Annotated in this window: 29 protein-coding genes and 1 riboswitch; of the genes, 17 read left to right on the top strand and 12 right to left on the bottom strand. The window is 67.7% G+C overall.

The genetic code is table 11. From position 1 onward, the window contains the following. Positions 1-80: 80 nt before the first annotated feature. A complete protein-coding gene (locus ACFV4R_RS11715) occupies positions 81-1733 on the top strand; it encodes a GAF domain-containing sensor histidine kinase (protein WP_377204216.1) in 1653 nt (550 codons plus the stop codon). A 16-nt stretch (positions 1734-1749) separates the two neighbouring features. On the opposite strand, the gene ACFV4R_RS11710 is transcribed toward ACFV4R_RS11715, so the two are convergent. After that, complete coding sequence (locus tag ACFV4R_RS11710; RefSeq protein ID WP_377204186.1) at positions 1750-2430, bottom strand: response regulator; 681 nt, start codon at positions 2428-2430, stop codon at positions 1750-1752. A 231-nt stretch (positions 2431-2661) separates the two neighbouring features. On the opposite strand from ACFV4R_RS11710, the gene ACFV4R_RS11705 reads away from it, so the two are divergent. Then, complete coding sequence (locus tag ACFV4R_RS11705; RefSeq protein WP_377204187.1) at positions 2662-3111, top strand: universal stress protein; 450 nt, start codon at positions 2662-2664, stop codon at positions 3109-3111. 60 nt (positions 3112-3171) lie between these two features. On the opposite strand, the gene ACFV4R_RS11700 is transcribed toward ACFV4R_RS11705, so the two are convergent. The 3 genes from ACFV4R_RS11700 to ACFV4R_RS11690 all read right to left on the bottom strand — a co-directional run bounded on the left by ACFV4R_RS11700 (position 3172) and on the right by ACFV4R_RS11690 (position 6113). Then, a complete protein-coding gene (locus ACFV4R_RS11700; RefSeq protein ID WP_377204188.1) occupies positions 3172-3624 on the bottom strand; it encodes a universal stress protein in 453 nt (150 codons plus the stop codon). Between the two features lie 54 nt (positions 3625-3678). Further along, positions 3679-5166 (bottom strand): DUF4389 domain-containing protein, encoded by a 1488-nt coding sequence (locus ACFV4R_RS11695; protein WP_377204189.1) that lies wholly within the window; start codon positions 5164-5166, stop codon positions 3679-3681. Positions 5167-5246: 80 nt separating this feature from the next. Continuing rightward, positions 5247-6113 carry a universal stress protein gene (locus ACFV4R_RS11690; RefSeq protein ID WP_377204190.1) on the bottom strand — a complete coding sequence of 289 codons (867 nt, stop codon included), beginning with the start codon at positions 6111-6113 and terminating at the stop codon, positions 5247-5249. A gap of 255 nt (positions 6114-6368) precedes the next feature. On the opposite strand from ACFV4R_RS11690, the gene ACFV4R_RS11685 reads away from it, so the two are divergent. The 3 genes from ACFV4R_RS11685 to ACFV4R_RS11675 all read left to right on the top strand — a co-directional run bounded on the left by ACFV4R_RS11685 (position 6369) and on the right by ACFV4R_RS11675 (position 9158). Further along, positions 6369-6569 carry a hypothetical protein gene (locus ACFV4R_RS11685; protein ID WP_377204191.1) on the top strand — a complete coding sequence of 67 codons (201 nt, stop codon included), beginning with the start codon at positions 6369-6371 and terminating at the stop codon, positions 6567-6569. A gap of 191 nt (positions 6570-6760) precedes the next feature. After that, positions 6761-7672 carry a ribonuclease Z gene (locus ACFV4R_RS11680; RefSeq protein ID WP_377204192.1) on the top strand — a complete coding sequence of 304 codons (912 nt, stop codon included), beginning with the start codon at positions 6761-6763 and terminating at the stop codon, positions 7670-7672. 10 nt (positions 7673-7682) lie between these two features. Further along, entirely contained in the window at positions 7683-9158 is a 1476-nt protein-coding gene (locus ACFV4R_RS11675) for a YdiU family protein (RefSeq protein ID WP_377204193.1), read from the top strand. 93 nt (positions 9159-9251) lie between these two features. Here ACFV4R_RS11675 and ACFV4R_RS11670 read toward each other — a convergent pair whose 3' ends face one another. Further along, positions 9252-10097, bottom strand: coding sequence for a LysM peptidoglycan-binding domain-containing protein (locus tag ACFV4R_RS11670; RefSeq protein ID WP_377204194.1), 846 nt, complete (start codon positions 10095-10097; stop codon positions 9252-9254). A 3-nt stretch (positions 10098-10100) separates the two neighbouring features. Beyond that, positions 10101-10273: riboswitch (cyclic di-AMP (ydaO/yuaA leader) on the bottom strand. A gap of 185 nt (positions 10274-10458) precedes the next feature. Beyond that, on the bottom strand, positions 10459-11427 hold the full coding sequence (locus ACFV4R_RS11665) for a hypothetical protein (protein WP_377204195.1): 969 nt from the start codon (positions 11425-11427) through the stop codon (positions 10459-10461). Between the two features lie 100 nt (positions 11428-11527). Here ACFV4R_RS11665 and ACFV4R_RS11660 point away from each other — a divergent pair, with 100 nt between their 5' ends. The 4 genes from ACFV4R_RS11660 to ACFV4R_RS11645 are packed head-to-tail and all read left to right on the top strand — an operon-like array spanning position 11528 to position 14209. Then, positions 11528-12862, top strand: coding sequence for a lytic transglycosylase domain-containing protein (locus tag ACFV4R_RS11660; RefSeq protein ID WP_377204196.1), 1335 nt, complete (start codon positions 11528-11530; stop codon positions 12860-12862). A 20-nt stretch (positions 12863-12882) separates the two neighbouring features. Continuing rightward, positions 12883-13239, top strand: coding sequence for a TraR/DksA family transcriptional regulator (locus ACFV4R_RS11655; protein WP_377204197.1), 357 nt, complete (start codon positions 12883-12885; stop codon positions 13237-13239). Continuing rightward, positions 13236-13766 (top strand): DNA alkylation repair protein, encoded by a 531-nt coding sequence (locus tag ACFV4R_RS11650; RefSeq protein WP_377204198.1) that lies wholly within the window; start codon positions 13236-13238, stop codon positions 13764-13766. The genes ACFV4R_RS11655 and ACFV4R_RS11650 overlap by 4 nt, the downstream gene beginning before the upstream one ends. Before the next feature lie 2 nt (positions 13767-13768). Further along, positions 13769-14209, top strand: a complete 441-nt coding sequence (locus tag ACFV4R_RS11645) for a DUF1810 domain-containing protein (RefSeq protein WP_377204199.1) — start codon at positions 13769-13771, stop codon at positions 14207-14209. Positions 14210-14212: 3 nt separating this feature from the next. Here ACFV4R_RS11645 and ACFV4R_RS11640 read toward each other — a convergent pair whose 3' ends face one another. Together ACFV4R_RS11640 and ACFV4R_RS11635 are read right to left on the bottom strand one after the other, a co-directional pair. Continuing rightward, positions 14213-15106 (bottom strand): glucose 1-dehydrogenase, encoded by an 894-nt coding sequence (locus ACFV4R_RS11640; RefSeq protein WP_377204200.1) that lies wholly within the window; start codon positions 15104-15106, stop codon positions 14213-14215. A gap of 90 nt (positions 15107-15196) precedes the next feature. After that, positions 15197-15703 carry a metallophosphoesterase family protein gene (locus tag ACFV4R_RS11635; protein WP_377204217.1) on the bottom strand — a complete coding sequence of 169 codons (507 nt, stop codon included), beginning with the start codon at positions 15701-15703 and terminating at the stop codon, positions 15197-15199. A 73-nt stretch (positions 15704-15776) separates the two neighbouring features. Between ACFV4R_RS11635 and ACFV4R_RS11630 the strand changes: the two genes are divergently transcribed. Together ACFV4R_RS11630 and ACFV4R_RS11625 are read left to right on the top strand one after the other, a co-directional pair. Next, positions 15777-15968 (top strand): DUF1918 domain-containing protein, encoded by a 192-nt coding sequence (locus tag ACFV4R_RS11630; RefSeq protein WP_015937249.1) that lies wholly within the window; start codon positions 15777-15779, stop codon positions 15966-15968. A gap of 44 nt (positions 15969-16012) precedes the next feature. After that, positions 16013-16510: an NUDIX domain-containing protein gene (locus ACFV4R_RS11625; RefSeq protein ID WP_091720563.1), complete on the top strand. Its 498-nt coding sequence runs from the start codon at positions 16013-16015 to the stop codon at positions 16508-16510. Here ACFV4R_RS11625 and ACFV4R_RS11620 read toward each other — a convergent pair. Continuing rightward, positions 16507-17184, bottom strand: a complete 678-nt coding sequence (locus ACFV4R_RS11620) for an endonuclease/exonuclease/phosphatase family protein (protein ID WP_091720561.1) — start codon at positions 17182-17184, stop codon at positions 16507-16509. The two genes, ACFV4R_RS11625 and ACFV4R_RS11620, sit on opposite strands and share 4 nt — an antisense overlap. 159 nt (positions 17185-17343) lie before the next feature. Between ACFV4R_RS11620 and ACFV4R_RS11615 the strand changes: the two genes are divergently transcribed. From ACFV4R_RS11615 to ACFV4R_RS11600, 4 genes are all read left to right on the top strand, one after another. Further along, entirely contained in the window at positions 17344-18147 is an 804-nt protein-coding gene (locus tag ACFV4R_RS11615; RefSeq protein WP_377204201.1) for a thioesterase family protein, read from the top strand. 87 nt (positions 18148-18234) lie between these two features. Next, positions 18235-18777 (top strand): PadR family transcriptional regulator, encoded by a 543-nt coding sequence (locus ACFV4R_RS11610; protein WP_377204202.1) that lies wholly within the window; start codon positions 18235-18237, stop codon positions 18775-18777. Between the two features lie 5 nt (positions 18778-18782). Further along, positions 18783-20495 (top strand): ABC1 kinase family protein, encoded by a 1713-nt coding sequence (locus tag ACFV4R_RS11605; RefSeq protein WP_377204203.1) that lies wholly within the window; start codon positions 18783-18785, stop codon positions 20493-20495. 128 nt (positions 20496-20623) lie between these two features. Next, positions 20624-21367, top strand: coding sequence for a biotin/lipoate A/B protein ligase family protein (locus ACFV4R_RS11600; protein ID WP_377204204.1), 744 nt, complete (start codon positions 20624-20626; stop codon positions 21365-21367). A gap of 76 nt (positions 21368-21443) precedes the next feature. Here the strand turns inward: ACFV4R_RS11600 and ACFV4R_RS11595 are convergent, their stop codons facing one another. After that, a complete protein-coding gene (locus ACFV4R_RS11595) occupies positions 21444-21701 on the bottom strand; it encodes a mycoredoxin (RefSeq protein ID WP_015937242.1) in 258 nt (85 codons plus the stop codon). 131 nt (positions 21702-21832) lie between these two features. Between ACFV4R_RS11595 and ACFV4R_RS11590 the strand changes: the two genes are divergently transcribed. Beyond that, positions 21833-22594 carry an SOS response-associated peptidase gene (locus ACFV4R_RS11590; RefSeq protein WP_377204205.1) on the top strand — a complete coding sequence of 254 codons (762 nt, stop codon included), beginning with the start codon at positions 21833-21835 and terminating at the stop codon, positions 22592-22594. A gap of 25 nt (positions 22595-22619) precedes the next feature. On the opposite strand, the gene ACFV4R_RS11585 is transcribed toward ACFV4R_RS11590, so the two are convergent. Continuing rightward, complete coding sequence (locus ACFV4R_RS11585; protein ID WP_377204206.1) at positions 22620-23042, bottom strand: VOC family protein; 423 nt, start codon at positions 23040-23042, stop codon at positions 22620-22622. A gap of 19 nt (positions 23043-23061) precedes the next feature. Between ACFV4R_RS11585 and ACFV4R_RS11580 the strand changes: the two genes are divergently transcribed. Continuing rightward, positions 23062-23385: a chorismate mutase gene (locus ACFV4R_RS11580; RefSeq protein ID WP_015937239.1), complete on the top strand. Its 324-nt coding sequence runs from the start codon at positions 23062-23064 to the stop codon at positions 23383-23385. Between the two features lie 51 nt (positions 23386-23436). Here the strand turns inward: ACFV4R_RS11580 and ACFV4R_RS11575 are convergent, their stop codons facing one another. Beyond that, positions 23437-23826, bottom strand: coding sequence for a hypothetical protein (locus ACFV4R_RS11575; protein WP_377204207.1), 390 nt, complete (start codon positions 23824-23826; stop codon positions 23437-23439). Positions 23827-23881 lie beyond the last annotated feature (55 nt).

Genomic DNA, 23881 nt, shown 5'->3' with positions numbered 1-23881 from the left:
CACAGCTGCTGGAAGCCCGCAATGGCGCGGGCCGCTTCAACAGGAGGTGGAACGTGAGTACTGAACCGTGGCGTTCTCCAATGCGGGAGCGCGCCGAAGACCTCCTTCGCGACTTTGTCTCCCGCGCCGACGAGCTGCTGCAGACCCAGGACAGGATGAACGGCCTGCTGTCCGCCGTCGTGGGCCTGGCCGAAGACCTCAGCCTCGAAACCGTGCTCGACAGGCTGGTGCGCTCGGCCTGCGAACTGGTGGGTGCGCGCTACGGCGCCCTGGGCGTCATTGGTGAGGACCGCAGCCTCAGCCACTTCATCACCGTGGGGATCGACGAGCAGGGCATCCGGTCCATCGGGGACCTGCCCACCGGCCACGGCGTGCTGGGACTGCTGATCCGGGAGCCGCGGCCGCTGCGCCTCCACGACCTCGGCCAGCACCCCATCGCTTCCGGCTTTCCCCAGAACCATCCCCCCATGAAGACTTTCCTCGGCGTCCCCGTGCGGGTTCGCGACGTCGTATTCGGCAACCTCTACCTCACGGAGAAGACCGGCGGGCTGGATTTCACTCCCGAGGATGAGGACCTGGCCGTGGCCTTGGCTGCCGCCGCCGGCGTGGCCATCCAGAATGCCCGCCATTTCGATGACAGCAAGCGCCGGCAGAAGTGGCTGGAAGCCGGGATGGAGCTGAGCAGCCGGCTGATTGTCACACCCAGGCCCGGGGACGCGGAGAACCTGGACCTGGTGTCGGAGACCGCAATGCGGGTTTCGGATTCAGCCCTCGCCGTGATTGCCGCCCCCGCCGGGGATGGCGCCCTGCGCTGCCGTTCGTCGCTGGGTGTCCAGAGCCTGCAGGCGGGCCGGGAGATCAAGGCTTCCGGCGTCGTCGACGACGTCATCAGCACGGGGAAGTCCATGATGGTGCGGGATCCCCAACAGGTCTTCGACGACGGGGTAGTGGAAAAGCTCGGCCCGGTACTGGTCTGCGCGCTGGGCCACAGCGGAAGTGACAACGGCGTGCTGATCCTTGCCCGGCCATCGGGTTCGGGCCCGTTCACCCAGGCAGAGGTGGAGTCCAGCGCGTTGTTCGGCAGCCGGATCGGGTTGGCGCTCGACCTCGCCCGGGTCCACGCCCTCCGTGAACAGAACCTGCTGTTTACGGACAGGGAACGGATTGCCCGCGACCTGCACGACCTGGTGATCCAGCGCCTGTTCGCCGCAGGCCTGAGCATCCAGAGCCTCCGCCGCTACACACCGGACCCGGTGGCCCACGAACGGATCGCCGCCGTCACCGCCGAACTGGATGACACCATTCGGAAACTCCGCGACACCATCTATTCGTTGCGGACCGGCGGCAACCACGAACCGCTGACCGGCCGCATCCTCAAGGTGGCCGAAGAAACATCCCGGGGGTACGCCGTCGTGCCCAACGTCGCCTTCAGCGGACCTGTGGACGACGCCGTCCACGAGGACGTGGCCGGCCACCTGCTCTCCGTCCTGTCCGAAGGGCTGAGCAACGCCGCGCGCCACTCCGGGGCTGCGGACATCCGTGTGGCGGTGACTGCCTCGCCGGATGACGTGGAGCTGGTCATTTCGGACAACGGCCGCGGCTTCGAGGAGCCGGCGCTGACCAGCGGCCTTGCCAACATGCGGCACCGGGCGGAGATGCTGGGCGGCAGCTGCAGCATTGACAGCGAACCGGGCAAGGGGACCCGGGTCCGGTGGTGCGTCGGACTTGCATGACGGGGCCCCGGCCGCGTCAGTGCGCTTCCTGGCTGTTCCTGGTGACGAACACGGCCGCCTGTGTCCGGCGTTCGAAGCCGAGTTTGGCCAGGATGGATGACACGTAGTTCTTGACGGTCTTCTCGGCCAGGAACAGCTCTTCACCGATCTGGCGGTTCGTCAGGCCCTGCCCCACCAGCGACAGCACCTTCTTCTCCTGCGCGCTGAGACCTTCCATCCTCGGGTCCGTCGGGGTCCGGGCCAGTCCGGAGACAATCCGTTCCCGCACCCCGGGTTCGAACAGGGAGGCGCCGGTGGACGCCTTGCGGATACCGGCCAGGAGGTCATCGCTCCTGATCTGTTTGAGGATGTAGCCCGCCGCTCCGGCCAGGACGGCACCCCGGATGGCCTGTTCGTCGTCGTAGCTGGTCAGGATCAGGCAGTTCAGCCGCGGATCGAGGGAGCGGACGTCGCGGCAGACCTCGATGCCGGTGCCGTCAGGCAGGCGCCCGTCCAGGATGGAGATGTCCGGCCGAAGCGCCGGGATCCGGCGGGTGGCCTCGGCGGCCGATCCGCTTTCGCCCACCACCACGAATCCTTCACCTTCCAGCAGGTCTTTCAATCCCTGCCGGACAAGTTCGTGGTCGTCGAGGATGAAGACGCGAAGCGGTTCCTGCGGATTTGCAGCTTCCCCCGAGCCAGTCTCAAGCCTTTGCACGTTACGCTCCCATTTTCATAAGGACCACACCTGCACCCGCTGCGCTGTGCGGGCAGCCCCCGGGAGGGGCAAGTACCATTCTTGCGCCCGCGGTGCGTGGATGTAAGGGACCAAAGTCGGAAACTGCCTGATCTTGCTGCCGCGGCCCGGTGACCAAAGGCCCTACAAAGCCGGCTGCTCCTTCAGCAGGGTTGGAGCAGACGTGCATCGGCGAAGGGAACGGAGCCCACCATGGAAGCCGGCGGAGGGCAGCCCAGGATCATCGTGGGCGTGGACGGATCGGGTGCCTCGCTCCAGGCCCTGCGGACTGCGCGCGCCCTTGCCGGGCCGCTGGGTGCAGCAGTGGAGGCGTGGGCGTGCTGGGATGTTCCCGCCGGTTTTGGGATTTACCTGGCCGTTGGCATCGAGGGATTCGAGTTCGCGGCGAAGCAGGCACTCCAGCAAGCGCTCACTGATGCCTTCGGGGCAACGGTGCCGCCGGAAATCCGTGGGCGGCTCCTGCGGGGCAGCGCAGCGCACCTCCTGATTGAGGGCAGCAGGGAAGCTGCGCTGCTGATTGTTGGCCGGCACGGGCATGCCGGCTTCGTCCCGGGCCCGGTGAGTTCCGCCTGCGTAAGCCATGCCCACTGCCCGGTCTTGGTGGTTCCGGCCCGGGCAGCAGCGTCCGACGGCGGGCGCTGACCTGCGTCACGTTCCGCACCGTCCTGTTCCGCATCGTCCTGTTCCGAACCGCCGTCGCGCCTATTTCGCGGGCTGCTCCGGCGTGTGCACCACCAGCACCGGGCAGTGGGCGTGGGCCACCAGCGCCGAACTGACCGAGCCCAGCAGCAGCCCGCCAAAGCCGCCGTGCCCACGGCGGCCCACCACCAGCAGGTCAGCGTCGCGGCTGGCTTCGATCAGTGAATCGCGGGGGTGTCCGCGGACAAGGCTGGCCACGACGTTCGACGGCGTTTCGTCACCATAGGCGGTACTGACCGCCTCATCGAGGATCTGGCCGGCCCGCTCCTCGAATCCTTCGATGCCCATCAGCATGTAGCCGGAGTAGGCCTGCGGGTAATCCCAATAGGCGTGCGCCTCGACTTTGGCGCCGAGCGGCACCGCCAGGCGCTGCGCCTGCCGCAGCGCCTCGATGGAGGCCTCCGAGCCGTCGACTCCCACGACGATCCGGCCGAACGGTGCTCCGGCAGAACCCATCTCAACTCCTTCTGGTGCGGTCATGTCCATCTGCTGCACTGGCCGGGCCGGCGGCTAGGCCTGGGGCGTTGTACCCGTTCCGGGTACAGGGATTTCCTGCCTCACCGGTTGGACTGCCGGCGGCGGCGCTTCCCCGGGTCCCTGGTCGAGCCGGAAGGGCGGATATTCGTCCCGCATCAGTGCCGTGTAGGCCATGACGCGGTAAATCCAGCGGTTGATGCCCAGGATCAGGTCGAACAGCGGACGCAGGTAGCGGCCTGTGAAGAGGAGCGCCACTACGGCCACCAGGACCAGGATCCCCAGCAAGGAAATCCCGGTGCTGCGCTCATACGTGGTTCCCAGATCCGTGGTTTCCGCCCGCCACGTCCAGGCGGTGCCGGCCAGGGCGGCCACGATCAGCAGGTGCGGAATGGCCAGCAGCCACCACTTGACCAGCACCAGGCCCCGGGAAAGCCGCTCCGGATAGTCCACATCGAAGTCCGCCGGGTAGTCGGTGTGCGCCAGGGTGAACGGCGGATAAAGGTCCGTCCCGGCGGCGGCATAGGCGTAGAAGGCCACCCTCCAGTTCCAGCGCATCACCCCGACATTGAAGTTGAAGAGTGCCCTCGGGTAGCGGCCGGTGAAGAGGATCGCGAACCCTGCCACTATGGTGGTCACTGCGAAGGCAAACCATAGGAAGACCAGCACAACGAAGTGGGGAATGGCCAGGAACCACTTGACCAGCCACAAGCCCCTCGACAGCCCTGGGTCCAGCTCACCGAAGAGCCGCGCCGGGTAGGGGGCCCGGTCCGCCAGTTCTGCCAGGTGCTGCGTGGACTGCTGCGGCTGCGCCGGAAGCCCCGGCGCACCCGGCCCCCGGGCCGGCGGGCCGGTATGGCGGCCCAGGCCCATGGCCCCGAAGACCAGCAGCGGAACACCGATCACCAAGGCAATGGCGCCGCCCACCAGCAGGCCCGTGGCGGCCGGCCTGATCAGGTCAGACCGGGCCCCGGCCTGCAGCGTTGCAGCCACGCCCTGGCTGGCATCGGCATTCATCAGGACAATCGACCAGTTGCCGGCGGCAAGGTCCCACGTTAACTCCTGTTCGCCGGGGCCGGTTGCGGACGCGGCCCAGAACGTCTGCTGGGCGGGTACGGCAGGAACGGCGGTTCCCGGTATGTCACGGTACTCGGCCCGGAACGGCTGCATCTCGACGTCGAGCAGTTCCGAATGGTAGACGCCGGACAGATACTTCTCGACGTCGGACTGGGACGCGATCCCGATGAAGACGTCCTTGGCCGGGTCCACGGGGGCAGCCCGCAGCCGCAGGGTCCCCAGGTCGAAGGGGAGGCGGGGCGGAACGCCCTCGCCGATGGCATCGAGCCGGGGCGAGGTCAGCGCGTGGGATGCGACTGACAGCCGGGCCGTGCCGGAGGTAAGGAAACCGTCACCCTGCGCGGACCCCACCGCCATGGCTACGGCGCCGCCGGCGAGCGCTGTGAGGCCCACCAGCGAAAGGAGGATCCCCAGGATGAGCATGATGATTGCTGCGGTTTTTCTCATGGTGTCGCCCCCGGAACTGATGGTGCGGACAATGTGGTTGGCGGAATCCGGCCCCCTGCCTGGCCGGTTTCCGTTGCCGGTCAGGCCTTGTTCTTGCCGGCCTGGATCCGGGTGATGACAGTGGGGCAGGGAAGGTGCTTGAGCACCCCGTGGGCAGTGGAACCCAGCAGCAGCCGCTTGATGCCGCCGCGGCCGCGGCTTCCCACCACCAGCATCCTTGCTCCACTTGCCGCGTGGACCAGCGCGTCAACGGGGTCCCGTTCGGTGTCCAGCACCCGGTGTACCTTCAGGTCGGGGTAGTCCTCCTCGAGGCCCGCCACGGTTTCAGAGAGGACCACGCGTTCTTCTTCGGAAACCATCTCGGCAAGGCTCGCCGGGGCCAGCCCCGCATCCGTCACGGGGTCGGGCATCCTGACAGCATAGACAACGGTGAGCTCATCGCCCTCCCGGTCGGCCTCTGCAGCCGCGAAAGCGACAGCCTGCGTAGCCTCCCGGGAGCCGTCGATTCCCACCACCACGCCGGACCGTCCGGCAAGGTCCTGCGTTCCGACGACGGCCACCGGCACCTTGGCGGAGGCCGCAACCTGCAGGGCCCGGTCTGCCAGTGTCCCGCCCAGGTGCCCGGAGCCGGAACCGATCACCAGCATTGACGCCTTGCCCGAGTACTTGGCCAGCGAACCGCCCACGCTCCCGGTCAGGAGCCGTGTGGTGACAGTGGCCGGTGTTGCTCCCCGGACGCGCCCTGCCGCAGTTTTCAGCAGTTGGTCGCCCGCCTCCTCCAGTACGCCGAACCAGGGATAGGGCTCGGCCACCCAGCGGTCGTCCACCACGTGGAGGACCGCCAGCGGTACCCCGGCCTTTTCGGCCCGGTGCGCGGCCCACAGCACCGCCGCCTGGCTCTGCGCAGAGTCGTTGGTGGCAACGGCAATCGGTTTACGTGATGTCATGGCCGGTTTCCTGGTCTTTCGTGCGGAGTTGTGGGCTGACTCAGGAGGCGGTGGCAGCCCCCAGCGTTGCGCGGCGACAGCACGTCTCCTTCCGTATAAGAGTGGCCGCCGGACTCCCGCCATCTGTAGGGCCGAAAGTCACGGCTATCGGGGGACGGTTCCCACCCGCAGGGGTGCTCAGTATGCTTACTATTGTCTGGCGGTACCGTTCTGCGCTGCATCAGACCGGGTGCAGCCCCAAGGAAAGGCGTGACCATGAGTGAACAGAACCTTCCGGAGGATGGCCTGGAAGTCGTTGACGAAAATGACGTGCTGCTTGATGAAACCCCGGGAAGCGCGGCGTCACAGGAGCTTGACCCCGTACACGGCGAACCGGACAGCTATCCGGGTGCGGCCGAGAACAATCCGGACCGCTGGCAGGAGGACCCGCTGCTCCAGGGAGAAGCCGGCCAGTGAAATCCACTGAACTCCTGCAGGACGCCTGCGTGCGTATCAGCGATGCAGTGGTTGAGACGCTCAAGAGCCCGGATGGGACCCTCCGGTGACCCTCGGCGTCCGGCTTGTCAGTACCCTCGCCGACTGCCTGCAGCACGTGGGCCAGGCAACCTACGCAAAAGGCCTGGCGGCCGCAGGTCACGGCAGCGGCCGTGCGTGAACTGGTGGTCCTGGGCACCGCATCGCAGGTGCCCACCCGTACCCGGAACCACAACGGGTACCTGCTGCGCTGGGACGGGGAGGGGCTGCTCTTCGATCCCGGCGAAGGAACACAGCGCCAGATGATCCACGCCGGAGTTTCGGCAACGCAAGTCACCAGGATCTGCCTCACCCACGTCCACGGCGACCACTGCTTCGGACTCCCGGGCGTGCTGTCCCGGATGGTGCTGGACGGCGTCAACCACCCGGTCCACCTGCACTACCCGGCCTCCGGGGATGCTGTGGTGCAGGCGCTGGTCTCCGTCAGCACGCCCGGCCTGGACCTGAGGCTCCATCCCCACGGCGCCGCCGGCGAGGTGGCGGACGGCCTCCATATCCGGCCGCTCAAGCACCGGATCGAAACATACGGCTACCGCCTCACCGAGCCGGAGGGTCACACGTTCCTGCCCCACCGCCTCGCGGCAGCGGGCATCGCCGGGCCGGACGTCGGCCGCCTTTGGCGCGAAGGTACCCTTGACGGCGTCGGACTCGCCGATGTCAGCGTTCCGCGCCCCGGGCAGCGCTTCGCGTTCGTCATGGACACCGCCCCCTGCGACGGTGCCGAAGACCTTGCCGACGGCGCCGACCTCCTGGTCGCCGAGTCCACGTTCAGCGACCACGACGGCGGTCTGGCGGAGGAATACCGCCACCTCACCGCCGGGCAAGCAGGCGATTTGGCGCGGCACGGGAGCGCACGGACGCTGGTGCTCACGCACTTCTCGTCCCGGTACGGCAACGACGTCACCCTCCTGGCCCGGCAGGCGTCCGCCCGCGCCGGGGGCGCCACCGTGATCGCCGCCGATGACCTCCAGCGCATCCGCCTTCCGAACCGCCGCGAGGGCCTGCAACGGCCGCCGCGGGGATAGGGTTTAAACCATGACCGCTGCTGCAGAATCGATTGTCGCCCTGGGCGGCCGCTTCGCCCGCGAACTCAACGAGCTGGCGGTGCCCTGGGAGGCGGAGGAAGCCCCGGACCCCAGACTCCTGGTACTCAACGAACCGCTCGCCGCGGAACTGGGGCTCGACCCCGCTTATCTGGGTTCGGAGGAGGGGGTGCGGTTCCTGCTGGGCAACCACGTCCCGGAGGGTGCCACGCCCGTGGCCCAGGCCTACGCCGGGCACCAGTTCGGTGGCTACTCGCCCCTCCTCGGTGACGGCCGCGCGCTGCTGCTGGGTGAGCTGGAGGATGCCCGCGGACGGCTGAAGGACCTGCACCTGAAAGGCTCCGGCCGCACGCCGTTCGCCCGCGCCGGGGACGGCCGTGCCGTCGTCGGGCCCATGCTCCGCGAATACGTGGTCAGCGAGGCCATGCACGCCCTCGGCATCCCCACCACCCGTTCCCTCGCCGTCGTGGCGACAGGACGGCAGGTGCGCCGGGATGACATGCTGCCCGGCGCCGTGCTTGCCCGGGTGGCCGGCAGCCACCTGCGGGTGGGCAGTTTCCAGTATGCGCGGGCCACGGAAAACACGGAACTCCTGCGCCGGCTGGCGGACCATGCCATCAGCCGCCACTATCCGGATGCCGCCGCGGAGGAGAACCCCTACCTCGCCCTGTACCGGGCCGTGGTGGCGGCGCAGGCCTCGCTCGTGGCGCAGTGGATGCTGGTGGGGTTCGTCCACGGTGTGATGAATACAGACAACATGACCATCTCCGGTGAAACGATAGATTACGGCCCCTGTGCCTTCATCGACGGATTCAACCCGGCCGCCGTGTACAGCTCCATCGACGTCGGTGGCCGGTATGCGTACGCCAACCAGCCGGTCATGGCCGAATGGAACCTGGCCCGCCTCGCCGAAGCCATGCTGCCGCTCATCGACGAAGACCAGGAGGCGGCGGTTCCGGTGGCCGTGGAGGCGCTGGGCGGGTTCCGGCGGCACTACAGTGCGGAGTGGTTTGGCGGCATGGCCACCAAGCTGGGCCTTGTTGCGGGGAAACCGGAAACGGCGGCAGCCCAGGAGGTCTCTGACCTGGTGGACGGCGTCACCGGCATCCTCAAGGACGACCCGGTGGACTACACGCTCTTCTTCAGGAACCTGGCCAAGGCTGCCCGGGGTGACAGCCGTCCTGTCCGTGGGATGGTCATGGACCTGGCTGTGTACGATGCCTGGGCCGAACGCTGGCAGAAGCTGGGGCCGGATGCCGGGCTGATGGACAGCACCAATCCCGCGTACATTCCGCGGAACCACCTGGTCGAAGAGGCGCTGGCAGCGGCTACCGGCGGGGACCTGGATCCACTGCACGGCCTGCTGGAAGCGGTGACTGCGCCGTACAGCGAACGCCCCGGCCTGGAGCGGTACGCCGAGGGCGCCCCGGAGGACTTCGGGACGTACATGACCTTCTGCGGCACCTGAACCTGGCAACCAAGCAAAAGGGCGGTAACCGGGATATCCCGGCTACCGCCCTTTTTGCAGCTCTATGAGCTGGACGCTACCTGCTCAGCAGGGCTAGGCGACCCGTACGTAGGAGGCTGCACCAACCCAGCTGACGGAGTGCACCTGGGTCTGGCTGCCGTTGACGCCGCCGCTGACCATCTGGCCGTCACCGGCGTACACGCCGACGTGGCCGGCAGAGATGACCAGGTCACCCGGGGCGGGAGCGCCCACCACGGTGCCGTACTGGAAGAACTGGCCGGGAGCCAGGTCGCCTACTGACTTGCCGACGGCTCGCAGGGCCTTCTCCACCATGGCGGTGCAATCCTGGGTGACGCCAACCTGGCCGTAAGCGTTGGCGAGGATGGCGGCGCCGGTGCCCGAGCCGGTAGCCGCAGGCGTTGCGGAGGCGTAGCCGAGGTTCATGCCGGTGTTGGCGGGAGCCGCGCTTGCGGTCTGCACCGGTGCTGCTGCCGGAGCGACAGCCGGAGCGGCCGGGGCTGCGTATCCGGCGCCGGGGATGGCAATCTGGTCGCCCGGGTAGATGATCGAGGAAACGTCGAGGCCGTTGGCTGCCAGGACATCGTTCAGGCCAACCCCGTTGGCGGACGCAATGGCGCCCAGGGTGTCGCCGGAAACAACCGTGTGGACGTTGCCGGCAGCGGCGGCGGGTGCAGCGGCTACGGGCGCGGCAGGAGCCGAGTATGCCTGGACGTTAGTGGTTTCGGTGCTGTCCGGGCCGGTCACGCCTGCATGTGCCGGAGCTCCGACGCCGAACGCAATGCCGGATGCTGCGGCTACCGCCAGTGCCGGGCGTCCGAAGGTCCGGGCCTGGGCCTTGGCCGTCACGGCCAGGCCCTGCAGTGCGATGGAGCCGGCCGGAGTAGCACGGTGACGGGCGGTGGTGAAATTTTTGGACACGGTTGATCGCCTCTCCCATGCCTGCGGGGTGAGCTGTCGGGTTCGGGCTGGAGATGCCCGGCCGGTAGCGCACTTCGTCAGGGACGGAAGGCGATATCGACTTAACCCCAAGGCTTCAATGAAGCCGCGGAAACTTGGTTCCCCCGTCCCTGCCAGCTGGAAAGCGATTGAATCCCGGTTCAGCGGCAGGGCTCGGCAAGCTGAGGGGAATGTCCCGCTTGGGAGGGACACGTGTACGACCATAACCCGACGTTCACCCGATTGTCACATTTGGATAACATACGAGGCGGTCCTCTCGGATGGGGCCACCGTCCGGAGGGCAGCCCGGCACGCCGCCGTGACCTCGGATGATGCCCGGTGCCTAGCCGGTCTGGCAGGCCTCCGTAACAAAGTCATAAAGTTGCGCACGCAACGGACCGTCCGCAGCCACTTTCAGGACACCTTCCCGGCTCCCGACGGCAACGGTGAGGGGCAGCAGGGTACCCACTTTGTCTTCCGCCACAGCGTGCGGATCGCACCGGGCGGGACGCACCCGCAGGGCCAGGACCGTGCCGGGTTCCCCCGACCGGACCGTCACGTTCCGAGGCCACGGCTCAGCCCCAGGCCCGGGCCCGGCCTCCGCCAGCAGGGGAGTGCCGCCCACGCTGTGCAGCGTGAGGGACGGAGTCTCTCCGGGAACCGTCTGACGTGGGCTGACGCGAAGGCGGACGACGGCGGTGCGGCCGTCCGCCGCTACCTCGAGTTGCGGGTCCAGGCTTAGCCCGGCCACCTTCGCGGCGTCGGCGGCCAGGCAGAGCTCGGTATTGTTGCGCGGCAGCACGCCGAAGGGATCCGGAGCCTGGAGGGTCAGCGTGGCCGGTTGCTGTCCCGCCGCAGAAACGGAAACCCTGGCGCTGGCCTGCGAGGATGCCGATGCCGGGGCGGCGCAGGCCGGGGGTGGAAGCTGTGCGGGCACGCTCTTGGGCTGGTGCGGCGGAAGCTCCAGGCCGCCCGCTTGTGGCGTCCACTCGATGTCCCCGTCGAACAGCGCGGAACTGACCCGCGCCAGGTCCACCGTCAGGGGACCGTCAGTGGTGTTGGTGAGCTGGAGCAGGATGGCGTGCTGCCCGTACTGGTCGCGGGACTGGTTTACCTCGATGGTGACCGGTCCGGGGGCGGCGGCAGCGGGGGACGCTGCCGGGGTGGGCTGCTGCGGGGTGCAGGCCGATACCGCCAGTACTGCTGCGGTCAGGAACGGCAACCGCAGGCGGGCGGGTGCCCGTCCTGCTGTCCGTGCGGAGGCAGGGCCGCGGCGGATTGCTGTGGTGCTTGGTGTGCTGGCGCCGGCCATGGGCACAGTCTAGGGCTGTGGCGCGGCTTCCGTCTCTGCTGGATAACAATCCACAGCAGTAAAGGTTCAACCTGTGGTTGAGGCCGTAGGCTACGGGACTATGTCCCTGTTTGTTACCAAACTGAAGTCCCCGGTGCTCGGAGGACTTCTGGCGTGTGCCCTGCTGGGCGCGGCCCTGGTTCCGGCGTCGGCCGCCGACCTCCCGCCGGAGGGGTACCCCTCCTGGGAGGACGTCCGGGAGGCCAGGGAGTCTGAAGCGGGCACAGCGGCCGAGATCACCCGGATCGGCAGCCTCCTCGCCGGTTTGCAGGCGGATGCAGAAACACTTGGCGGCGTGGCCGTGACCGCTGCGGCGGACTACGCCGCTACCGAGGCGGCACTCGCTGCAGCCAACAGCAGGGTCGAAGCCCTGGCGGCGCAGTCGGCAACTGCCAGCGGGGAACTCCAGGCGCACCGCAGGGAGATCGGCGCCCTTGCCGTGCAGTCCTACAAGACGGGTGCAACCACGGCTGGATTCTTCATGGCCCTGGACGCCCTTGAGGCCGGCAGCGTCCACGGACTCAACATGGTGGAGCTGGTGGGCGCGAAGACAGCCGGCCTGGTGGACCGGGCGGCGTCCGCCGCGAAGGTGGCATGGTCCCTGGGTGAGCAGGAGAAAGCCGCACGGTCCGAGCGGGAAAACCTGGCCAGGGAGGCCGGAGCCAGGCTTGCCGGGGCCAGGTCGGCGCAGGACGCGGTAGCCCGCCACATCAGTGAAGAGAAGCAGCACGGCGGGGAACTCACGGCACAGCTGGCCTCACTCAAGGGAACAACCGCGGCCGTTGAGGGGGAGTTCCGGCAGGGCCAGGCCGCCCTCGCCGCCTATGAAGCATCGCAGGCGGCGAAGCGTGCCGCCGCCCGGGAACAGGCCCAACGGGACTCGGATCGGGCAGCGAAAGCCGCAGCGGACGCCCGCGTGGAGGTACCACCGCCCGCGCCCGGTGCGCCGCCAGGAGCTGCCGGTCCCGCTCCGGCGAACCCGGATCCTGTGAAGCCCGCCCCGGTGAACCCGGCCCCGCCGCCCGCACCGCCGGCCCAGCCGGTGCCGCCGCCCGTCGTCGTACCGTCGGTTCCCGGTGGTGCCGTCAACGATCCTGCCGGAGCGAAGAGCTATGCTGCCGGACGCCTGGGCGCCTACGGCTGGGGCCAGGACCAGTTCCTGTGCCTGGCGCAGCTGTGGACCAAGGAGTCCAACTGGCAGACCACGGCCACCAACCCCTACTCGGGTGCCTACGGGATCCCCCAGGCCTTGCCGCCGGGGAAGTACGCGAGCGCCGGCAGTGACTGGCTGACAAGCTACCGGACCCAGGTCGACTGGGGGCTGGGATACATCCGCGACAGGTACGGTTCGCCCTGCGGAGCCTGGAGCCACTCGATGGCGAACAACTGGTACTGACGCAGGACTAGGCTTTTCCCATGGCTGACTACGAACGCTTCCGGCTGCTGCTCGAAGAGGAGCGGCAGCTGAAACTGGCCCTGCTGCCGGCGTTGCGGGCGGACATCGCCGCAGCCAACTCCGCCCGCCAGGGAGCCAACGTGGACGACGAACACGATCCCGAGGGTGCCACCATCGCCTTCGAGCTGTCCCAGGCCTCAGCGCTGCTGAACCAGAGCTCAGCCAGCCTGGACCAAGTGGAAGCGGCCCTGGCCCGGATCGCCGCCGGAACGTTTGGCAGCTGCGCCGTCTGCGGCCTGCCCATCGCCGAAGGCAGGCTTGAGGCCCGGCCCTGGACGCCGTACTGCATCGAGCACGCAGCCGCGGGGCGCTCGTGACCACCGGTCCGGACGCCGTCGCCGAGGCGGCAGGTTTCATCGACCGCACGCTGCAGAACGAGGGCGCGTGGTACCGCGCGGACGACGTCGGCAGCAGGTTTGGCGGCGTCCTCGGCTCTTACGGTTCCTCAGTGGGCGCGGTGCGCGGGACCATCCGCGACGCCCTCCGGAAGTTCAAGGACCTGGACCACGACGCCGTGGTCCAGCTTGCCTCGGAACTGTGGGGCCAGCCGAAACCGGGCGCCCGGCCGGTCTTCGAACGCCGCCAGGCCGCGGTGGTGCTGCTCCAGTCGCGGGTGGACCTGCTGCGGCACTCGGATCTGACCCGCGTCGAGGGATTCATCCGGTCCGCGCATGCACCTGAACTTGCCGGTCCGCTCGTCACCGACGTTCTGCGGCCGCTCCTGGGCAGGCTGGAGCACCGCAACCGGCAACGCGCGGAAACCGTACTGGCCCGCTGGGGTGCCGACCCGGACGCCCACCTGCGGGCGGCAGCAGCAACACTGTCCCACCACAAAGGAGAATGACGATGGACGAGCCCTTTAATCTCGAGCGTTTCGTTGCTGCCCAGGACGGCGGAACCTATGACCAGGCGGTGGCGGAGCTCCAGCTCGGGAACAAGACGGGCCACTGGATGTGGTTCATTTTTCCCCAGATCGCAGGCCTGGGGCAGAGCGCAACGTCCCGCAAATACGCCATTGCCTCCCTGGCGGAAGCACGGGCCTACCTGGAACATGACGTGCTGGGCCCGCGGCTGCTTGAGTCTGCGCAGGCCCTGACCCACCACGCCGGGCGCTCCGCAGAGGACATCCTGGGTGGCATCGACGCCCGCAAGTTGCGGTCGTCCATGACCCTGTTCCTCCGCGCCGCGCCCGGCGAGACGGTGTTCAAGACGGTCCTCGCCCAGTTCTTCGACGGCCAGCCGGACGGGTCCACCGACTCGCTGCTCGCCGACCAGGACGCGGAATAGCCGCTACGGTGTGGGGCTGCCGCCGTTGACGTTCAGGGTCTCGCCCACCACGTAGCTGGATTCCGGCGATGCGAGGAACACGTACGCCGGCGCCAGTTCGGCCGGCTGCCCGGCGCGGCCCAGGGGAGTGGACTGGCCGAACTCCGGCAGTTCCTCCTTGGGCTGTCCGCTGCTCACCTGCAGCGGCGTCCAGATGGGTCCCGGCGCTACGGCGTTGACCCTGATGCCCTTGGGCGCCAGCTGCTGGGCCAGGCCCTTGGTGAAGTTGTTGATGCTGGCCTTGGTGGTGGCGTAGTCCACCAGCGTGGGCGAGGGGTTGTACGCCTGGATCGAGGTGGTGTTGATAATGGTTGAACCGGCCGGCATGTGCGAAAGGGCCGCTTTGGTCAGCCAGAACATGGCGTAGACGTTGGTCTTAACCGTGTGGTCGAACTGTTCGTCGGTGATGTCCGCCAGGTCCTTCTGGGCCACCTGCTTGCCGGCGTTGTTCACCAGGATGTCCACACTGCCCAGGACGGCCACGGCGGTGTCCACCACTTCGCGGCAGACTGCAGGATCCTTGAGGTCGCCGGGCACCTTGATGGCCTTGCGTCCGGCTGCTTCGATGATCCCCGCGATCCTGGCCGCGTCCTCTTCCTCCTGCGGCAGGTAGGACAAAACGACGTCGGCACCTTCCCGGGCGAAGGCGATGGCTGTTGCCGCCCCGATACCGGAGTCGGCGCCGGTCACGATCGCCTTGCGGCCTTCCAGCCGCCCCGTGCCGCGGTAGGTTTCCTCGCCGAGGTCGGCCTTGGGAGTCAGTTCGGCGTCCAGGCCGGGTTCAGGCTGGTGCTGCTTGGGAGGGGAGATGTGCTCGTAGGCGGTGACCGGATCGCGGAATGTGTACTGGTCTGTCATGGTTTCCTCCTGCTGGTACGGCTGGATTCCTGAAGCTAAGCATGCTTAGGTTTCCAGCCTAGGCACCCGGGGGCCGGCTGCCAAGCCGGGCTAACCCCGCTGTACCTCCACCAGGCGCAGCCCGGTGAGCCGGCCGCCGTCAACCACGGCCGTCATGTAGGTACACGCGGGCTGCCGCCGGCGGTCCGTGGGGGATCCCGGGTTCAGCAGCCGCAGGCCCCGCGGCGACGTGGTGTCCCACGGGATGTGGCTGTGCCCGAACACCAGGACATCCGCGTCCGGATAGAGCGCCTCGCAGCGCAGTTCACGGCCTTTCGCCTGGCCGGTCTCGTGCACCATCGCAAAACGGACGCCGTCCAGGGTGACGGCTGCCGTTTCGGGCAGCCGGGCACGGAGGTCCGCGCCGTCGTTGTTGCCGTAGACGCCCACCAGTTGCCGCGCGCGCTGCTCGAATTCATCAAGCAGGGCGGCGTCTACCCAGTCTCCTGCGTGGAAAACCACATCAGCGCGTTCGACGGCGGACCACACCTGGGCGGGCAGTTCCCGGGCGCGCTTGGGGACATGGGTATCGGCGATCAGGAGGATGTTCAGCGGCATGGGGAAATCCTGCCACGGGGACCTGTCCGGCCCCGCCCCGGAGTCGTAATCTGGGGGCTTGGAGGTGAGTGCCATGGAGGCTGCACAGGGCGACCGCATCATTGTGCACGGAAGGACTGTGGGTGCAACGGACCGTCACGGAGTGATCCTGGAAGTCCGGGGCGAAGGCGGCGCGCCGCCGTATGTGGTCCGCTTCGACGACGGCCACGAAACCGTCATGTACCCCGGCGGTGATTTCGCCGTCGACCACGGACACGCCAACTGACTTTCCGCCGCCCTCCGGCGCAGCGGACCTGTCAGACTGGGACGATGGACCACGCATCCGTCGCCGCATCGTCGATTCCGCCTGTCCGCACCGGCCCCCGCAACCCGGGCGATGCCTGGGTGGAAGGGGACCGCGGCCGTTTCTGGGGCCGGTTCGGTGCCGCCGGCGTCCTGGCCTGGGACCCGGCCAGGGGTGTACTGCTCCAGCACCGCGCTGTGTGGAGCCACAACGGGGGAACCTGGGGTTTGCCCGGCGGCGCCCTGCACGAGGGCGAGGACGCGGTGTCCGGGGCGCTTCGCGAAGCCCATGAGGAGGCTGCCGTCCCGGCCGGGCACGTGGATGTGCTGTTCACGTCAGTCCTGGACCTGGGCTACTGGTCCTACACCACGGTGGTGGTCAAGGTCCGCGAGCCTTTCGAGCCTGTGATCAGCGACCCCGAAAGCATCGAACTGCTGTGGGTGCCGCTGCCAGAGGTTGCGGACAAGGAGCTGCATCCCGGCTTCGGCGCGGCGTGGCCCGGCCTCCGGGAGCGGTTGGCCTAGTAGTCCTTGCCGTATTCGGCGTGGACCAGGATGGGCAGGTGGTCCGACTTGCCCCGGGGCAGTGTTTCGACGCTGGTGATGTCCAGTCCCAGGGATGTGGCGAAGTCGAAGTGGCCCTTGAAGACCTTGTAGCGGGTGTAGGTGCGCCGGTTGCTGAGGGACAGGGCGTAGCCGGAATTCTTCATGTGCAGATGCAGGTTCTTGGTGAAGAACGGGTAGTTGAAGTCGCCCACCATCAGCGTCATCAGGCCCTTGCCCATGCTCAGCAATTCGGCGTGGGCGGCGTGGATCTGCTTGCGCCGCAATGAATTCGACGCGGTGAGCGGGGCGGCGTGGAAGGATCCGATGACCAGTTCGTGCTGCGTTTCGTTGTCCATCACACGCGTTCCGATCAGCCGCTCATGGGCCGGCGCCAATACCCGGTCATGCATCGATTTCTGCAGCGCAAAGGACTGGGTGTCCAGGGCCGTGAAGCGGCTGGTCCGGTAATAGATCGCCAGGCCCAGCCGGTTCCCCTTGGTGGCGTCCGCCAGATGGAGCGGGCCCAGGGTTTCCGGCAGGTCCGCCGCATCAACTTCCTGCAGGCACAGCGCATCGATGTCATGATTCCGGGCGAGGGCAAGCAGTTCGCCGCTCGCTGCGTGCTTGCGGAGGTTGTAGCTGATGACGCGCATGAAACACCTCTTCCGAGGGTTGCTGACAGGACCAGTTCCTGAGTCTAGTCCGCGGCCGGACCCTGCGCTCAAACATTTCGCCGCGACCCGCTGGCCGCGATTCTGCGGGCTCCGGATAGAGTTAGTGGCAATTCACTGGGACTTCCTGAAAGGCCACTGTTGACTGACGAGCTCCCCGAACTGGCCGAAGGCAACGCCTACTACCAGGCCCTTGGCGGCGGTCATTTCCGCTCCACCATCCACGCCCAAGGCGCCTGGAACACGCACGAGCAGCACATGGCTCCGGCCTCCGGCCTGCTGGCGGACGCCCTGGAGCGGCTCCAGCCGCGGCCCGGGATGCGGATGGCGCGGCTGAGCTACGAGATCCTGGGCCTGATCCCCGGCGGGGACTTCCACATCGAGGCCACGGTGCTGCGGCCCGGCAAGACCATCGAGATGCTCCAGGCCGAACTCGTGGCCCAGGGCAGGACTGCCATCAGGGCCACCGCCTGGCGGATGGTCACCAGCGACACCTCAGCGGTTGCCGCCGTTGAAGACACCGCCATCCCCGGCCCGGACGACTGCAAGCCCTACGACGGGTCCGCCATCTGGCCCGGCGGCTACATCCGGTCCCTGGAAATGCGGGTGGCGGAAGGACACCGTCCCGGCGCAGGGAAGGTCTGGCTTCGCACGGCGCATCCGCTGACCGATCGCGAAGACAGCGGAGACCTTGCCCGCCTCATGGGGCTGGTGGACACCGCCAACGGCATTGCCGCGCGCGTTCCGCCGGGACCGGACAGCTACGCCTTCCCCAACCTGGACCTGCAGATCCACATGTACCGCCGGCCCGAGGGGGAGTGGCTGGGCCTGGACAACGCCGTATCGTTCGGCCGCGACGGCATCGGCCTGACATCAACGGTCCTGCACGACCTGCAGGGCCCGTTTGGCAGGGCTGAACAGATCCTCACCCTGCGCCAAACCTAGGCGCCGGCCCCATGGCCGCCACGCCCTTCGAGACGTATCGTTAACTGTGTCGTTGTATATCGTTCACGATCTCCAGAGGAGACCCCCATGCGTGGCTCAAACCCGGGATATGGATTCGGCAGCAACAACATCGATGGCCTCTGGCACGCCATCGAGGACTTCCGTTCCCGCTTCGAAAAGCCGGAAGGCACCAGGGCCGGAAAAGGTGAGGTGCGGGCGGCGGTCCTTGCCCTGCTGGCGGAGCGGCCCATGCACGGCTATCAGATCATCCGCGAGATCGAGGAGCGCAGCGGGGGCAGCTGGAAGCCCAGCGCCGGTTCTGTCTACCCCACCCTGCAGTTGCTCGCTGATGAGGGTGTGATCCGGGCCGAGGAATCCAACGGCCGGAAGATCTACTCCCTGACCGAAGCCGGCCGGGACGAGGCTGCCGGGAGCGCCGCATCAAACCCCTGGGCCGGGGCGGGCCCGCAATCCACCACCGGATTCGCTGCCCTTCCCAAGGCAGGCGTCGAGCTGGCCCAGGCCGCCGCGCAGGTGGGGCGGACCGGCACCCCGGAGCAGGTGAAGCAGGCCGTGGCAGTGCTGGACGAGGCACGCCGGCGGCTGTACTCAATCCTCGCCCAGGACTGACGGGGGTGGCTTCCGGCCCTCGCCGGCAGGTGGGCCCGGCTGCAATCCCGGGCCACGTCCGTTCCCGTTACCGCCGCATCCTGCGTTTTGCCGCACGGCACCTGGCGGCGGTGTGGTGGTACGAGCTGCTGCTGCCCCGGATAGGGCTGGCCCGCGTTGCCGAGCGTACCCGTCCGGCCAGGATGCAGCGGTTCGCCCGCCGTTTCCATGCACTGGCCGTGGAGCTTGGCGGCCTCATGATCAAGGTGGGCCAGTTCCTGTCGTCCCGGCTGGATGTGCTGCCGCCGGAGATCACCGAGGAACTCCAGGGCCTGCAGGATGAGGTGCCGCCTGTCGCATTCCCGGCCATCCGCGCCCTTGCCTCCTCCGAGCTGGGCTTCCCCCTTGACGAGGTGTTTGCCAAATTCGAGGAGGAGCCCCTGGCCGCAGCCTCCCTCGGCCAGGCGCACCGGGCGCGGCTGCTGCCCGCCGACGCAGAGGTGGCCGGGGTCAAGGACGTGGTAGTCAAGGTGCAGCGTCCGGGCATCGAGGCGATTGTCGCCGTCGACCTCGCAGCGCTGCGGAAGGTGGGTGGCTGGCTCAGCCACTTCCGGATCGTGGCCGACCGCGCCGACATGCCGTCCCTGGTGGAGGAATTTGCGCAGACCAGCCTGGAGGAGATCGACTACCTTCACGAGGCCGCCAGTGCCGAGCGGTTCGCAGCGGACTTCGCCGGCGATGTTCGGGTCCACGTGCCACGGCCCGCCTGGGAGCGGTGCACCCGCCGCGTGCTCACCCTGGAGGATGTCACTGCCATCAAGATCACAGACACGGATACGCTCCGTGCGGCAGGCATCGACCCCACCGAAGTGGCGCCGGTGTTCGCCTCGGTCATGTTTGACCAGCTGTTCACCAACGGCTTCTTCCACGCCGACCCGCACCCGGGCAACATTTTCGTCACGCCCACCCAGCCCGGCTCCGGCGCCCATCCCTGGAAGCTGACCTTCATTGACTTCGGCATGATGGGCGAGGTAACCCCCTCCACCCGCAGCGGCTTGCGCAAGCTCCTGATCGCCGCTGCAGCCCGAGACGGCAAAGGACTGGTCGCCGCCATCCGCGACGTCGGCGTGCTGGTGCCATCGGCAGACACTGTTGAGCTGGAACGGGCCATGACGCACCTGTTCGCCCGGTTTGGCGGGATGGGCTTTGCCGAGCTCCGCGAGGTGGATCCGCGCGAATTCCGCGACTTTGCGGAGGAATTCGGCGAAGTGGTCCGGTCCCTGCCGTTCCAGCTTCCGGAGAACTTCCTGCTGATCATCCGGGCGATGTCCCTCACCTCGGGGGTGTGCAGCTCGCTGGATGAGCGCTTCAACCTGTGGGACTCGGTAGAGCCCTATGCTGCCCGGCTGCTGCGGGAAGAGGGCGGGAACATCGTTCAGGACGCCGCCCGGCAGGTGGCCGGGGCGGCTGGACTTGCGCTGCGGCTGCCACAGAGGGTGGATGACCTGATTACCCGGATCGGGGAAGGAAGCGTGTCTGTTGCCAACCCCCGGCTGGAGCGGCAGGTGGCAAGGCTGGACCGCACGGCCCGCCGGACGGCGTCGGCCGTGGTCTTCGCCGCGCTGCTCATCGCCGGGGCCGTGGTCCGGGCCGACGATTCCGTACTCGGCACCGTCCTGATGGCAGCGTCAGCGGTTCCGCTGCTCCACGGCGCCTGGGTGGGGCGGAGGGGGCTGTAGCCAGGCGCCCGGCCGGTGGGTCGGGCACCTGTCAGGGCGCACGACGGCGTACCCTAGGTTGGGCCCGTCCGGCACCGCCGCGGCAGGGTCAAAGAACAGCATCATGACGACCAAGGGAGCCCAGTGCCATGGCCCACCACCCTGACTCCGGAACCCTGACCGTGGTCCGGCAGGACGTCTCGCTCGGCGCCGCCCGGGACCTTGAGTTCGGCCTTGAGCTGCTCGCCAGGGCGCGCACCGGAAGCATGGGCCCCACCCTTCGGCTGTACCGCCCCGCGCCCACGGTGGCCTTCGGCCAGCGTGACACCCGGCTGCCCGGGTTTGACGCCGCAGCCCAGGCATGCCGCGACAACGGCTTCGAACCCTTGGTCCGCCGGGCCGGCGGCCGCGCGGCCGCCTACCACCAGGGCACCCTGGTGGTGGACCACATCGAGCCCGACGACGACGCAATCGCCGGTTCCAAAAGCCGCTTCGGCTATTTCGGGGAGCTCTTCGCCGACGCCCTGCGCAGGGTGGGTGTGCACGCAGCCGTGGGGGAAATCCCTGGGGAATACTGTCCCGGCGAATTCAGTGTGCACGGCACGGCCGCGGCTGACGGGTCCCGCATCAAACTGGTTGGCACTGCGCAGCGGGTGGTGGCCGGAGGCTGGCTGTTCAGCTCGGTCATCGTGGTGGAGGACCCCGCACCGATCCGGAAGGTCCTGACCGACAGCTACGCCGCGCTCGGCCTCGACTGGGACCCCGCCACGGCAGGCGCCGCAGACGATCTTGTCCCCGGGCTGACGGTGGAAGCAGTCACGGATGCCCTGCTCGAAACGTACGCGGGCCATGCCACCCTGGCTTCGGCGCCGTTCGGCAGCCTGGGGGCATGACCCGCGTCTACTGGATCTCCAGTGTCTGGGCGCGGCATCGGGCAAGTAATGCCCTAGGCGCCCGCATTGTCCCGGGCTAGGCCGCCAGGCGGTTCTTGACCTCTGCAGCGGACGGATTGGTGGCCGCCGTGCCGTCCGGGAACAGGACAGTGGGAACGGTGCGGTTGCCGCCGTTGATCTGCTCCACGAGCTCGGCGGTGCCTTCCACTTCCTCGATGTTGATTTCGGTGTAACCGATGCCCTGCGCGTCAAGCTGCTTCTTCAGCCGGTTGCAGTAGCCGCACCAGGTGGTGGAAAACATGGTGATGGTGCCGGTTTCGGGAGTGAAATCCACAGGGTTCTCCTCTGGGTTGGGTGAAGGTTTCGTCCGGGACAACGGTAGCGTGCCCGCCGGTATTCCCCGGCGTCCGGACGCCGGGACGCTGCCCGGATGACAGTATGTGGCGCCGATGGCATGCTGGACCCATGTGTGGACGCTACGTAATGGCACGCGCCGTGGGGGACCTCCTGGCAGAATTCGACGCCGAACTGGAGGACGAGGTGAGCATTCCGCCATCGTGGAATGTAGCCCCCACCGATGCTGTCCCCATCGTCCTGGAGCGGTTGGTTGAGGACGGCCCGGGCCCCCGCCAGGTCCGGCAGTTGCACGTCGCCCGCTGGGGCCTGGTTCCTTCCTGGGCCAAAGACCCCGGCATCGGGTCCAAAATGATCAATGCCCGCAGCGAGTCAGTGCTGGAGAAGCCGGCCTTCCGGAAGGCAATCAAGTCACGGCGCTGCGCCGTCCCCGCCGATGGCTACTACGAGTGGAAGCAAGGCCCCGGGAAGTCCAAGCAGCCGTACTATGTGCACCCCGGCGCAGGCAGGGGGCTGGCGTTCGCGGGCCTCTACGAATGGTGGCGCGATCCGTCGGTGCCGGCGGGGGAGCCCGGCCAGTGGCTGCTTTCCACGTCCATCCTGACGGCGGACACCCCGCCGCCGGGCTCCGAATCGACCGTGTTCGGGAAACTGACCGCACTCCATGACCGGGTGCCGCTGCCCATGGACAGGGACACCATGCAGGCCTGGCTTGATCCGCAGGCTGATGACGCCGCCGCCCTGGTGGATATGGTGCGGTCCGGGGTCAAGGATGTGGCCGCCGACTGGCACGTGGAGTCCGTGGGCAAAGAGGTGGGCAACGTCCGCAACAACGGTCCGGAGCTCATCCGGCCCGTGGAGGCTCTCTTCTAGCAGCCCGGACCGCCGGAACCGGAACTCAGACGGTGACCGTCCCGTCGTCGTCCACTGCCCAGGTGGGGTTGTACGCAACTTCCCAGCGGAAACCGTCCGGATCGGAAAAGTACCCCGTGTAGCCGCCCCACGGCTGGGTGACCGGTTCGCCGGTAACTGCAGCCCCGGCGGCCTTCGCCTCGTCCAGGACCCGGTCCACCTCATCGGCGGCATGGACGTTATGGCTCAAGGTGATGCAGGGGACCGGCCCGGGAGCGTCAACCCCGGCCTCGGCGTGCATCTGGCCCGCATCCCACAGGGAAAGCACCAGCCCGTGGTTGGCCTGGATGAAAACGACTTCGCCGGGGACCTCCCGGTGCACGGGCCACCCGAGACCGTCCACATAGAAGGCCCGGGAGGCCGGAACACTGCGGACACCTAGCGAGATGAAGTCGACTCTGGGTTGCATGCTTCGATACTGTCAGAAGATGGCAACAATTCAAGGAAACGACCGGGATGCACTGGCCGACAAGGAACAGCTCGCCGCAGTCCGAATTGCCGTGGATGAGGTGGACGACCAAATCGTCACCCTCATAGCGCGCCGCGAACGCCTGATCAGGATCGCCGGCACCCTCAAGGGTGACGACGCCGAAGTCCGTGCCCCTGACCGCGTGGAGAAAATCATCCAGCATGTCCGCTCGGCAGCCGAGAAGAAGGACATCGACCCGGACATCGTGGAAGCGACGTACCGGGCCATGATCTCCGGATTCATCGAACTGGAGCTCCGGGTCCACCACGAAGACAACGGCTGACCCGCCAGGGCCACCCCTCATTGCCCTGCAGCTGCAACGCTGCGGGGAGCCCTAGAGGTTTTCGTCCACCTTCACGCCGGACTGGAACTGCCGCCCGTCAGCCTCGCTGAAGCCTGTCATCACATGGCCCTTGCCGAGGCCATTGATTGCTGCCATGGGGAAGTTCCCTGTAATGGTGCTGCCTGAATGGCTCACGCCGCCCAGGTCATAGTTCTCCTCACAGTTCTGTTCGTGGTTAAACGAAAAGAAGGCTATGGCCTCCCCGTTCATGAATTCAATGCCCAGCCGCCGCTGGGATGAGTAGTCCGGACTCGCCGCCACAAGACCCACCACATAGGCGCCGGAACCGGGGATGTTGCCGTCTATATCGAACGTGGCCACCAGTGTGGAGTCCTGTGCCTTGATGCTGACTTGTTTGAGGAGTGCGTCAGAGGTGCTCATGCACCCATCCTGCTCCCTGCAGAACTGTCAGTCCACCCCCTGAACCACGATTCTA

Origin of the sequence: Pseudarthrobacter sp. NPDC059871, assembly GCF_042731175.1 — a bacterium.
Lineage (GTDB): Bacteria > Actinomycetota > Actinomycetes > Actinomycetales > Micrococcaceae > Arthrobacter.
This window is presented reverse-complemented; position numbering and strand designations above follow the sequence as displayed.